The sequence below is a fragment of the Nostoc sp. genome (assembly GCF_041747015.1).
Classification (GTDB): Bacteria; Cyanobacteriota; Cyanobacteriia; order Cyanobacteriales; family Nostocaceae; genus Nostoc.
Window position 1 is genome coordinate 17,881 of record NZ_JBGTFY010000389.1, and the last position, 9,868, is coordinate 27,748.

Sequence of the window (9,868 nt, forward strand, 5' to 3'; positions counted from 1 at the left end):
CCCTTGACAGTATTAGGTTTGCACTAACTTTCAAGATAATCTGACAATCTTTACAAACTGCTTAAAATTCTTATCACATTAAGATTTAAAATTAAAATATCAGTGATTCACCCCAAAGCTGAATTTAGCTTTAATATAATGCAGAATCCGCTGCATTTACATTGGGGGGAGCTTTGCGTTTTTATTTTAAAAAAAACAAACTCGAAGCACTTTACACAGAAGAAAAAGATGCTCATAAATACCCAGGTGTGGTTGATGACTTTTTTGAAGTCATGGCGATTATTGATGCTGCTGTCGATGAGCGAGAATTATATGCTCTAAAAGGGTTGAGATTTGAGAAACTCAAAGGTAAACGAGGAAAACAAGGACAACGTTCCTTACGTTTAAATGACCAGTGGCGTCTAATTGTGACAGTGGATGAGGATGAACAGGGACATTACCTCACAATAATCGATATCGAAGATTACCACTAACCTTTATCAGCAGGGGAGACAGCAATATGAGCCAGAAGCTAACACCAGCGAGAGTACCAACACCAGGAAAAATTTTAAGTAGAGAATTAGAAGCGCGTGGCTGGACACAGAAAGATTTAGCAGAAATTATGGGTCGTCCAGTTCAAGCCATCAACGAAATTATCCGGGGAAGTAAGCAAATTACACCAGAAACAGCTATCGAACTCTCCCAAGCTTTGGGGACTTCTCCTGAGTTCTGGACAAACCTTGAGGCAAAATATCGTCTTCATCTAGCAGGAAAAGAAAAAAAGGAGCAAGATATAGCTCGTAAAAGTCGATTGTATACAATAGCCCCCATCTCCGAACTCATCAAAAATAGGTGGATTCAAGCAACAGATTCGATTGATGAATTAGAACAGCAAGTCTGTAATTATCTCGGAATCTCGTCTTTAAATGAAATACCCCAATTAGCAGTTAACTTTCGTTGTTCCGAACATAGAGAACCAGAAGAAACCTCTCGGATAGCTTGGGTAAAACGAGTTGAGTATCGAGCCAAACAACAAACAGTTGCTAAATTTGACCGCAAGCAACTAGAAGCTGCTATTCCTGAAATTCTTGCTTGTGCTGAACAAGTAGAAACTATTGCACGGATTCCTAAATTGCTAGCAGATTTAGGAGTACATTTTGTAATCGTCCCTCATCTAAAAAAAACCTATCTCGATGGTGCAGCTTATTACTTGAACGATAAACCAATTATTGCCTTGACATTGAGATATGACCGGATTGACTCATTTTGGTTTACTCTTATGCATGAGTTAGCACATATTGTTTTAGGACATCAAGGGATTTATTTAGATAACTTAGATGCTTTAGAAGACAATGACAAAGAGAAAGAAGCTGATAAAGAAGCTGCTAACTGGTTGATAGAACCTCAAGCCTTTAAGGTTTTTGTTTCCGGGGTTAAAAAATACTTCTCTCGTCAAGCAATTGAAGAATTTGCTTACACTCATCGCAGATATCCAGGGATCATTCTTGGTCGTTTACAGCATGACAAATTAGTTGACCATAAAAACTTGAGACCGTTACTCGTGAAAGTCAGCCCTCTGTTGGAAAATTGGATTGATAACTAGGTTGACATAGTTGGTTAACATAAGTATGTTTGAATTTAAGCAAGGCAACTTATTAGAAGAAAAAGCAGAAGCTCTAGTTAACACTGTTAATTGTGTTGGTGTCATGGGCAAAGGGATTGCCTTGCAATTCAAGCAAGCTTATCCTGAAAACTTCCGCCACTATGAGAAAGCCTGTAAAGCTAATGAAGTCCAGCCAGGGCGGATGTTTACCGTAGCAACAGGTAGCTTATTAAACCCCAGATATATTATCAACTTCCCCACAAAGCGCCATTGGAGAAATAATTCAAAGATAGAAGATATTAAAAGTGGACTCTGGATTTTAAAACCCATGTCCAGCGCCATCGCTCGATTAAAGCCCAAGCAGCAGAAATGGAATTTGCTGCTCGTCACCATATCAGCGTAAATTATGAAGAAGACCCAGTTTACTACAAAAATTTAAGTGAAAAACTAACAGAAATTCTGGAATCTTTAGCTGATAACTGGGAAGCAAAAGTTGAGGCATTGCAGAAGTATATAGAACAAATCCAAGCTGGTCGTACTACAGATGATACTGGATTAGATCCCAAAACTCAAATGCCATTTCTCAACATTTTAGGTGAATATTCCCAAAAACAACTCCCCGAACTTGCTCAAGCAACTGTGGAAATTGTCGAACATATCCGCCAAGAAGTACGACGGGTAAATTGGGGTAGCCAAATAGTCCAAGAGGATTTAAGAAGGTGGATAGCAGGCTACTTGGATGATCATGATTTAGTGAGTTACAACCAACTCGAAGAAGTCGCCGATAAATTAGTCCAATTAGCTAGGAGAAATCGTGATAATTTAATGGCATGACAAGCATCACCTTTGGCGACCTGAGTTTTGAAATTCGCCACACTTCCAAACGCCGCACTGTAGGTATTACCGTTGAACGTGACGGTAAATTAGTCTTAGCTTCTCCCCCAGAAGTACCAATAGAAACATTAGAAAGAATTGTCAGCGAGAAACGTTACTGGATTTACAGCAAACTTTTAACAAAAGAGTCATTAAATCCACCAGCTAGCGTTAAAGAATACGTATCAGGTGAAGGTTTTTATTATCTAGGACGTAGCTATCGCCTCAAAGTAGTAGAGCAAGTTCAACAACAGCCATCTCTCAGACTCTATCAAAGCCGCTTTGAGTTACAATGCCCAGCACAAGCTCAAGGTCGAGAACACTTTATTCAGTGGTATCGGGAACACCTTCAGCCAATTGTAGAACAACAAATTGCCACACTGATTAAACGAATTATTACTTCACCTCGTTCAATACAAGTACGTGAGTTAGGTAATCGTTGGGGTTCTTGCGGACACAAAGGGGATTTATATTTTCACTGGCGAGTGGCAATGCTACCACGAACGATGATTGAGTATTTGGCAGTTCATGAACTGGTGCATCTAATTGAACCGCATCACGGCACTGCATTTTGGCATAGGGTGGAGCGTATTGTGCCAGATTATCTTGAGCGGAAGCAGTGGTTAGCTGAGAATGGGGCAATTTATAACCTTTAGAAAAATGATAAGAGCGATCGTATTTAGACAAAGTTGAAAGAATGTATCAAACTTCTACAAATTCAGGACTTACGCAACTGTCACAAGCAATGGCGCGGTTACACCGCGCCGCGCGCCAAACAACTACAGGATAAACATGGGAACAGCCGGACGTTTGAGTTGCTGAACTAAATAATTTGATAACAATCCATGCTTAATTTGATAGATTGTTTGACCAGTTTTATAAGCTAAATCTTTGAGCCTAAGCCAAACTAAAATAGCGCAGGCAATATGATTTCTTTGAATACGACCCTTACGACATTGACATGATTCAATGCCAGTCAATTGTTTTAATTCTCGGTGAAACTCCTCAACCTTCCATCGAACCTTACACACTTTTTGCACAACGTCCGTAGAATCTTGAGATAAATCGTTTGTAGCGATAAAATCCGTTTTGTCGGTGGAGACAATTAGCCGGAACAGTTTCACTTTTTTAGCTTGAGGAAACTTTTTTATTTTAACTATTTTACCTGATTTCAACTCCTCTTCATTCCAAGATAACAATTCAATTTTTTGATAATCTTCTTCACCTGCTGTATCATCAACAAGTCGATTACGTTTCAGAGGACAATAATAATATTTTCCTAATCCATCAATATATAACATCAATTTATTTGTCGCATACCAAGTGTCCATCAAGACAGCTTGAAATGCTGCAAAACCTTATGATATACAAGGTTTTGCAGCATTTCTATCACATGGTCTATCTTTGTTTTTCCATCTGTATCTGGGTCATAAATGCGATAATCAACTACCCAAAATTTTCCGATTTCATGATTTACATATACACAATTTATTAGCCCAATCCCTTGAATTACACCATGCTCATTGCCACTATATTGCCGTCTACTTGGCTCGATTTCAATAGCGTATCGCTTATCAATTACTGTGTCATCAAAAACCAAGTAGGCATTATCATTTATTTCTATTAAATCTTTCACATTATCCCAAAGAATCCGAGGTGTTAATTTTTCGCTCTTTAAATAACGGTTGATTGTATCATGACTTATCTGGTCTAAATGCTCCGCCAAATTTGTCAGAGTATAATTAATCTGACTACTTAATAGGTACTGGCAATAGTTAAGTTTAGTAAATCTCATAAACTACAGAATTTATTTTATCCACCCTCAACTAATTTTCTCATGATTTGAAGAATACTTAACACAGCCGATTACTGTTACTAATTTCATCAATTCTCTTTGGCTATGCCACTTTTATGTAGTACGTAAATACTATATAAATGCGATCGCGCTGTGCCAGTTGCGTAAGTCCTGTTTAAATCCGATTTTAATTCTTTAGCAATACTCAGAGGCAACATTTTACCCGGCTTTCTATTCCTGGACAATCGCAGACAATAATTTGTTGCTGGTAAAAATCAACATCTTAAAAACATAATTTTAACCCTTAATTAGCCACAAATCTGCAACATAAAATAATTGAATTAGAAGATGATATGATATGCTCTAGCTAGCAGCCTTTTAGAAAAGCTGATTTTGATATGGAACCTATAACAGCAATTGCAACCACAATTGTAAAACTCATTTTTAGTGAAGCTCTTAAAGAAGGGGGAAAAGCACTAGGAAAAAGTGCATCCGATCGAGTTGCTCAGTTGATAACTACTATTCGTCAAAGATTTCAGGAATCAGGCACAGCAGGCTTGCTCACGCGCGCAGAAAAGCAGCCAACGGAATCCAACATTGCAATAGTAGAAGCAGAAATAATAACACAGATGAGTGATGATGAAATTTTTGCCAGGAAGATAGAGGAGCTAGTTAAGCAACTTGAGCAGGCAGGTGTTACCCGTCATGTAATGGTAAGTAATATCAAGGCAACCAACCTCGAAGTCAAAGGGGACATGATTCAGAAAGCCAGCAAAGGTGGAACTATCGAGCAAGTGATGGGTGCTGATTTAGAAGTTAGTAAAGATGTTAAATTTGATGGAAACTTAACTCAGGAGAGTTAAAGAACATGAGTGATAACAATGTGCAGCAGACTGCCTTCAAAGATGTTGAAGTTGGTAGAGATTTCAATTTTGAAGGAGATATTAATCAGATCGGTTATCAAACTGTAGTGCAGCAAAAACCTGACTTCTTTGAGCCATCCCTTGAGCGATATAAATCTTCAAATTTTACAAGCCCAAAAATTACATCACAGTTGATTGCAAGAATTACTAAGCAAAGATTTTTAGTTCTAGCGGGAAGTTCTGATGTTGATAAAGAATCCTTAGCCAAACACACTGTATCTTGTCTAATCGAAGAATTAAGTTTCAGTCGTGGTGAGGAAATAATAACAAAAGAATGGCATCGCAGTTCCGATCCACAAAGTATCGATATAGAACTTCAAAATACAGAAAAAACTACAGTTTTTATACTGACTCAGGTTACACCGCAAAACGTTGGTTACGATCTGGCACGAATTCAGAGAGCCGCAGTTTTAAGGGAGCACTATGTTGTAATAAGTACAGATATAACCTTTGCTGCTTGGAGACAACCCGAGAGTATAAGAAAGTTTTGGTATGAACTATCACGCGAAAGCGTTGCTGACTGTGAAGAACTAATTAATACACTATCTCAAGAAGACGCTCTTAGTAATTGGTATCACCAAAAACTTGGATCGCGTGAACGACTACTTGCATTAGGATTAAGTTTTTTTGATGGGCTATTTGACGATCAATTTTTTGCTGCTTTAGAAGAAATAGTCGAGAATGTTTGGCAACGACGGGATGCTTCGCTTCGCGCACTTGACTACTGCGATTTAGAGAACCTTCACAATTTTTTCAACTTTACTGAGACAAAATACCAGGGAACTAAAATTGCAATTCGTTTTTCCAAACAGCGTCGAACGTTGTTTAAGGTGGCTTGGAATAGCGATCGCAGGCAAATTTTATCAGCATTACCAGTGATGGTAGATATTGTAACAAAGTCTGTAGGAGGACGCTTGGCGAATCCAGAGCTATACGGTAGTGAAACCAAGTGTAGAGAGATTCGTACAGCAATTGCTGAGACTATAAGCGATATTGGCTCAATTTCAGAAAGCTCAATTCAAACAACTCTACTGCAACTATCTGCAAATAAAAATACTTCTGTTCAGTCCACAGCCGCCTATGCAATGGCACGATGGCGCGATCCTGATTATGGTCTAGATCAACAACTTTTTAACACGCTTCATACATGGTTAGATTTAATTCAAGCCAGGCGTATTATCGAACAGGTTGACGCTATCTTGAAAGGACGTAATGAAGAAAGTAATGAGAGTTCAAAAGCAGAAGATTATATAAAAGTTACAGTAGCACTAACTGTTAGTTATGCTGCGCTTTACGATCCACCACTTGGAATGTTAGGTTCAGAAGGACTCTCTGAGGAACTATATGAGTTATTGAAAAAGTTAGCCAATGATAATAGCAATGTCGTTCGGGATGCATTTATCAACAATACTCTTCCAAGAGTATTGCAAATACATTTAAGACAATTAAGCAAGTGGTTACACGATACAATACAAAAACAAGTAAGTTATTCTAGTTCAGAAAATTCAATCGTTAAATTCAATAAAGCAGTTGCTAGAAGTCTGGCACTTGCTTATACAATAAAATCGGAAGAAACACGAGAAATTCTGGAGAAGTGGACGGAAGAAGGGTTACAAAATCTCCCTGAATACATAGATATATCGAAAATTACCTCCCGAGAAACTTTGCTTGCAACTGTTGCGCGAACTTATGGAGAGATAGAATCTGTAGAGGATATTAATCAACTTACTCCTAAAGATATTTTTGAACGTTTACACGCAATTATCCAAAGAGAGAAACACCCTTTTGTACGTGAGGCGATCCTGTTCGCTATTGGCCGTCAAGCACGTCTACACTTTGACGCAATTGAGCCTCAACTTCAATCTTTAGTAGGTGAAGTAAAGGAAAATGAACGTGGAGATATTGTCAAAACTTTAGCTGAAATTTACTTTGAGCAGCGCATCAATTTATCAGGCGGGGACTATTGGAGTTCTAAGAAATTTCTGAAGATAGGTAGTACTTCTTACCCTTATAAATACCAAATTTGGACAAATGAGCAACGCCCTCAAACTCCAATTGAGGAAGCAATGTATGATTGGATAAAAAATGCTCGTAATCCTGTTGCTCAACAAATTGCAACACGTTCTTTAGTTTCTTTTGCAAATCAGTTAGATAAAGATGAAGAACAGGAGAAAGATAGAATATTAAACAATCTTGATGCAGATATATCTTCTCAGGATATTAAACATAACACTCCACCTACTAAAACTTCTTTACAAGATTTTTATGTGGAGCAGATCGTTCCTTGGTTAACTATTTTCTTCAAAGGGATTCAGTATTTTGCATTTAGAAGGGATTACTATAAACCCCTTATTCGTGAATGGCATTATTATAGACAGGTGATTGCTGGAATCTTACCCGAGGCATTGAAACAGGATTCCTCTTCTCAATCTACAATGGACTTTGTATTAAAGAAGTTAACTGGTCTTTCAGATAAGAAGTTAGAAATTATTGCAAATCTTTTGAAATTAGCAATTCGAATAGCTAAGAATCCTAGTTTCGTAATTTTTTGTGGTGTATTGCTAATAATATTATTGCTCTGGTTATTCATTAGATAAATATTGCACGAAGATTGGCGCATCTAACTAATTTTGGGGGTTTAAGTCCCCCGCTTCTAAGAGCAGCAAGTTTTGTGGCTCTTTCTAAATCACCATTTTAGTCTGGCTTCGACTCAAAACTTTAGCTTATAAAAGTAGTCAAACAATTTATCAAATTAAACATGGATTATTGTCAAATTATTTAGTTCAGCAACTAAAAAGTCTGGATGTTGCCATGTTTATCCCCTAGTTGTTTGGCGCGCGGCGCGTCTACACCGCGCCATTGCTTGTGACAGTTGCGTAAGTCCTGAAATTTTTGGTAATTTTCCATTTCTGTAAATCTCATAAAACACCTCTGGCAATGTCCATCTATCCACAACGCTGGAATTTTAAACTACAATAACCAAGTTTTTGTAATAGGATAGCTTGTATTGATTGACTGATAAAGCTTCTAGAGATTGCCCTCCCGGAGAGTGACAGAAGAGGGGTAAGCCGTGGGCTTCTGCTGTATTGATTTTCCGTCCGAAAAATAAGCCTTGTAGAAGCGGGTATCAGGTCTAAATAGCTAACGAAAATGAGTTTAGATAATTACCATTTATAATGGGTATTATTTATGGTACTACAGGCGACAAAATCATTAATTGACGTAATCAGAAGAAACCGTCAATGGAACCACTAGAATACTGCCGTTTGTACGTTAAAAACCCAAAGCCAGAAAAAAGAGGGTATAGAGCCGCGTGCGTGCGATCGCTCACACAAGCAACTTTTGGGGTCTACTCGTACCAAACAATCGATAAAAACTGGGGTTCTCAATTTGAGAAACGACCAGATACAGTGCTACAAATTCTTGAAGTTGCTCACACTATTAACCTTATAGCCATCAAACTAGAGGTAATTCAACCGACAATTACAGAGCTTTTAGAACAGGTATCAGCAGTAGCACCCTACAAGAAACACAAATAAATCATAAATTTTCGTGTATGCAGGTAATTTTACCATTAGAAGCGAGTAAACTATGATTAAGCACAACAACCAACTCCGGTATTGACTTGCAACCAAGTTGAGGGGATTTGGTTTGGTGATTCAAAGGAAAACAGTGAGGTCTTAACCTTGACATCGGGAACTATTGTTCACTGTGCTGGAAACTTTCTGTTTACAAAACGGAATTATTCCTGATCTTTACTGTTCTTGGTTAATCTGCAACTAAGTAGATTTTTATGCTTGATATCTTCCCCCAAATTCCGCCAGTAGCACTACCAGAGATAGTTCCTAACGAGTTACCCCAGCAGAGATTTCATCTCGGTGAATGGGTGCGATGGTTTCAAATACCCAATGGCGATTTTGGTCGTGTCATTGGAGTCATATACACCCAACAAGCCACTTGCATTTCCACTGGCTTACATTACTTGGTTCTTCTAGATGAGCGCAGCCCCTCTCGTGACACCTGTAGCTGTGACTTCGCTTTCGAGGAAGATATCGAACCCCTGGATAACTCATTATTGCAAAGGCTTCAGAGCAATCATGTCTGAAGCGCAACAACATCAGCAGTTGCTAGAACTGCACAACCAAATGTTCATGTCTCCCCAAGACTTTAGCTATCGTTGGGGATTAGATTACAAAGAATTAGCAAAAATCTGCGCCATCTCTAAATCTACGGCTTATCACTGGTTGGGTGGACAAGCCAGCCGCCGAGAAGCTGGATTACCTTACCAGAGAATTATGGCTGTGGCTGATTTTCTTTTCACCAACGCCGAAGTAATTAACCCTCTGTTGGAAGAATGGCATAATTCTCCACCACCAAATTAATTCTTCAGTTTTTGCAAATTGACAAAACTTTTCTCAATTACCTTGACTGACATAAAAAATAGGTAGTAGGGTGCAATTTATCGTCACCAGCCTACCCACTGTTCCATGAACCGCTCCACCAATGACTCTTATTACCTGCCCTCCACTATTGAATTGACAGAAAACCATGTATTGATTCATCGCATGGCAATCCCTCTCAAAAATGCCATCAGCTACTTACAACAATTTCCCCAGTCAGAATACGAGGATATTTGCTTGGATGCTTTTGACTTAGGATTTCTGTGCTTGCAAACTGCTCAAACTCGTCATGGCA

The 9,868-nt window shown here is 38.5% G+C and carries 12 protein-coding genes and 1 pseudogene; 11 read left to right on the top strand and 2 right to left on the bottom strand.

What is annotated here, in order from left to right; all coding sequences use genetic code 11:
* The first annotated feature begins 173 nt into the window (after positions 1-173).
* From ACEW80_RS30600 to ACEW80_RS30620, 5 genes are read left to right on the top strand one after another with little or no spacing between them, the layout of a single operon-like run.
* Entirely contained in the window at positions 174-473 is a 300-nt protein-coding gene (locus ACEW80_RS30600) for a type II toxin-antitoxin system RelE/ParE family toxin (RefSeq protein WP_292754256.1), read from the top strand.
* Positions 474-499: 26 nt separating this feature from the next.
* Entirely contained in the window at positions 500-1,582 is a 1,083-nt protein-coding gene (locus tag ACEW80_RS30605) for a HigA family addiction module antitoxin (protein ID WP_373530213.1), read from the top strand.
* A gap of 25 nt (positions 1,583-1,607) precedes the next feature.
* Positions 1,608-1,985 carry a macro domain-containing protein gene (locus ACEW80_RS30610; RefSeq protein WP_373530214.1) on the top strand — a complete coding sequence of 126 codons (378 nt, stop codon included), beginning with the start codon at positions 1,608-1,610 and terminating at the stop codon, positions 1,983-1,985.
* The gene (locus ACEW80_RS30615; protein ID WP_373530215.1) at positions 1,952-2,416 is read left to right on the top strand and encodes a hypothetical protein; all 465 of its coding nucleotides are present in this window, start codon (positions 1,952-1,954) and stop codon (positions 2,414-2,416) included. Before ACEW80_RS30610 ends, ACEW80_RS30615 begins: the two co-directional genes overlap by 34 nt.
* Positions 2,413-3,111: a M48 family metallopeptidase gene (locus tag ACEW80_RS30620; protein ID WP_373530216.1), complete on the top strand. Its 699-nt coding sequence runs from the start codon at positions 2,413-2,415 to the stop codon at positions 3,109-3,111. The genes ACEW80_RS30615 and ACEW80_RS30620 overlap by 4 nt, the downstream gene beginning before the upstream one ends.
* A gap of 123 nt (positions 3,112-3,234) precedes the next feature.
* On the opposite strand, the pseudogene ACEW80_RS30625 reads toward ACEW80_RS30620, so the two are convergent.
* Positions 3,235-4,250, bottom strand: a pseudogene (locus ACEW80_RS30625) (transposase).
* 398 nt (positions 4,251-4,648) lie between these two features.
* Here ACEW80_RS30625 and ACEW80_RS30630 point away from each other — a divergent pair.
* Together ACEW80_RS30630 and ACEW80_RS30635 are read left to right on the top strand one after the other, a co-directional pair.
* Positions 4,649-5,113, top strand: coding sequence for a hypothetical protein (locus ACEW80_RS30630; RefSeq protein ID WP_373530217.1), 465 nt, complete (start codon positions 4,649-4,651; stop codon positions 5,111-5,113).
* A gap of 5 nt (positions 5,114-5,118) precedes the next feature.
* Positions 5,119-7,770 (top strand): hypothetical protein, encoded by a 2,652-nt coding sequence (locus tag ACEW80_RS30635; protein WP_373530218.1) that lies wholly within the window; start codon positions 5,119-5,121, stop codon positions 7,768-7,770.
* Positions 7,771-7,963: 193 nt separating this feature from the next.
* Here ACEW80_RS30635 and ACEW80_RS30640 read toward each other — a convergent pair whose 3' ends face one another.
* Positions 7,964-8,095, bottom strand: a complete 132-nt coding sequence (locus ACEW80_RS30640) for a hypothetical protein (RefSeq protein ID WP_373530219.1) — start codon at positions 8,093-8,095, stop codon at positions 7,964-7,966.
* 320 nt (positions 8,096-8,415) lie between these two features.
* On the opposite strand from ACEW80_RS30640, the gene ACEW80_RS30645 reads away from it, so the two are divergent.
* The 4 genes from ACEW80_RS30645 to ACEW80_RS30660 form a co-directional block, all read left to right on the top strand.
* Complete coding sequence (locus ACEW80_RS30645) at positions 8,416-8,712, top strand: hypothetical protein (protein WP_373530220.1); 297 nt, start codon at positions 8,416-8,418, stop codon at positions 8,710-8,712.
* Positions 8,713-8,966: 254 nt separating this feature from the next.
* Positions 8,967-9,278, top strand: coding sequence for a hypothetical protein (locus tag ACEW80_RS30650; RefSeq protein WP_373530221.1), 312 nt, complete (start codon positions 8,967-8,969; stop codon positions 9,276-9,278).
* Positions 9,271-9,555, top strand: coding sequence for a helix-turn-helix domain-containing protein (locus ACEW80_RS30655; RefSeq protein WP_373530222.1), 285 nt, complete (start codon positions 9,271-9,273; stop codon positions 9,553-9,555). The genes ACEW80_RS30650 and ACEW80_RS30655 overlap by 8 nt, the downstream gene beginning before the upstream one ends.
* A 105-nt stretch (positions 9,556-9,660) precedes the next feature.
* On the top strand, positions 9,661-9,868 hold a 208-nt coding region (locus ACEW80_RS30660; protein WP_373530223.1), incomplete at its 3' end, for a hypothetical protein.